Origin of the sequence: Delftia sp. ZNC0008 (assembly GCF_000799035.1) — a bacterium.
Classification (GTDB): Bacteria; Pseudomonadota; Gammaproteobacteria; order Burkholderiales; family Burkholderiaceae_C; genus Comamonas; species Comamonas tsuruhatensis.
Map to the genome: position 1 here is coordinate 1 of NZ_JTKZ01000126.1, position 1818 is coordinate 1818.

Genomic DNA, 1818 nt, shown 5'->3' on the forward strand with positions numbered 1-1818 from the left:
CCGCGTATCGGCCGGCAGCGGGTCGAAGTTCAGCAGGGGCTCCTCGATGATGTCGAACACGCTCTGGCGCGGGTCCAGCGAACTGAACGGGTTCTGGTAGACCAGCTGCACGCGGCGGCGCAGCTGGCGCAGGGCCTCGCCGCGCAGGCCCGTGACCTCGGTGCCTTCGATGCGGATGCGGCCCGCCGTGGGCCGGCCCAGGCCCACGATGGCGCGGATGGTGGTGGTCTTGCCCGAGCCCGACTCGCCCACGATGGCATGCGTGCTGCCCCGGCGCACGCGCAGCGACACGCCGTCCACGGCGCGGAAGATGCCGCGCCCGTGGGCGGAGGCATGGCCAGGCGCCGCGAACTCGTGCACCAGGTCCTCGACCTCGATGGCCCAGTCATCGGCCGTGGCGGGCCTGGGCGTGCGGCGCGGCGCGGGCGCCAGCGAAGGCGCATCGGCCAGCAGCCGCCGCGTATAGGCGCTTTGCGGATTGCGCAGCAGCTCCAGCGTGGGGCCCTGCTCCTGGATGCGGCCGCCCTGCATGACGACCAGGCGGTGCGAGCGGTCGGCCGCCACGCCCAGGTCATGCGTGACCAGCAGCACGGCCGTGCCGGTCTCGCGGCGCAGCGCGTCGATCAGGTCCAGGATGCGCCGCTGCACGGTCACGTCCAGCGCGCTGGTGGGCTCGTCGGCAATGATGAGGGCGGGCCGCAGCGCGATGGCGATGGCGATCAGCACGCGCTGGCGCATGCCGCCCGACAGTTCGTGCGGATACTGGCGTGCGCGCAGCGCGGGCTGGGACAGGCCCACGCGGGCCAGCAGTTCCAGCACGCGTGCCTCCACGGCCGTGCGGTCGCGCAGTCCGTGGATACGCAGGATCTCGCCCACCTGGTCGCCCACCGTGCGCACGGGGTTCAGCGACATGGTGGGGTCTTGCGGCACCAGGCTGACCACGCGGCCGCGGATGGCGTTCCAGCGTGCGGCCGGCCAGCCCGAGACCTCGGTGCCCTGCAGGCGGATGCTGCCGTGCTCGCGGTGGCCGTTGTCGGCCAAAAGGCCGATCACGGCCTGGGCCGTGGTGGTCTTGCCCGAACCCGATTCGCCGACCAGGGCGACCACCTCGCCCTGCGCCACGGAAAACGACACGCCGTGCACCACGCGCTGTGCCTGGCCTGCGGCATCGCGGTAGGCCACGGCCAGGTCCTGCACTTCGAGCACGGGGGCGGTGGTTGCCACCGCTGGTGCGGCGTGGATGCGTTCCTCGATGGCGGCGCTCATGCAGGCCTCCGTGCGAAGGCCGTGGCGATGCGGTTGGCCGCCAGCACCACGGCCACCACGATCAGGCCCGGCGCTGTGGTCAGCCACCAGGCGGTGGCGATGTAGTTGCGGCCCTCGGCGATCAGCAGCCCCCATTCGGGCGTGGGCGGCGGCGCGCCGTAGCCCAGAAAACCCAGCGTGGAAATCGCAAGGATCGCCGAGCCGAACTGCAGCGCCGCCATGGCGATGACCGAGGTCGGCGAGTTGGGCAGCACATGGCGCCACAGCACGGCGGCAAAGCGCCCGCCGCTGCCGAAAGCGGCCTCCACGTAGTCGGAGCGGCGCACGCGCACCACCTCCGAGCGAACCAGGCGCGCGAAGCTGGCCACCGAGACCACGCCCACGGCAATGGCCGCGTTGATGGTGCCAAAGCCCAGCACGATGATGATGGTCAGCGACAGCAGCAGCGAAGGCACGGCCAGCAGCACATCGACCAGGCGCATCAGCGCATCTTCCGTGCGCCCGCCCGTGGCCCCGGCCAGCAGGCCGATCAGCGTGCCCACGGCCACGCGG

At 72.3% G+C, this 1818-nt stretch carries 2 protein-coding genes; both read right to left on the reverse strand.

Features of this window, described 5'->3' with window-relative positions:
- A partial coding sequence (locus L995_RS04580; RefSeq protein WP_047469571.1) for an ATP-binding cassette domain-containing protein occupies positions 1-1266 on the reverse strand: 1266 nt, incomplete at its 3' end.
- On the reverse strand, positions 1263-1818 hold a 556-nt coding region (locus tag L995_RS04585; RefSeq protein WP_047469574.1), incomplete at its 5' end, for an ABC transporter permease. The genes L995_RS04580 and L995_RS04585, both read right to left, overlap by 4 nt.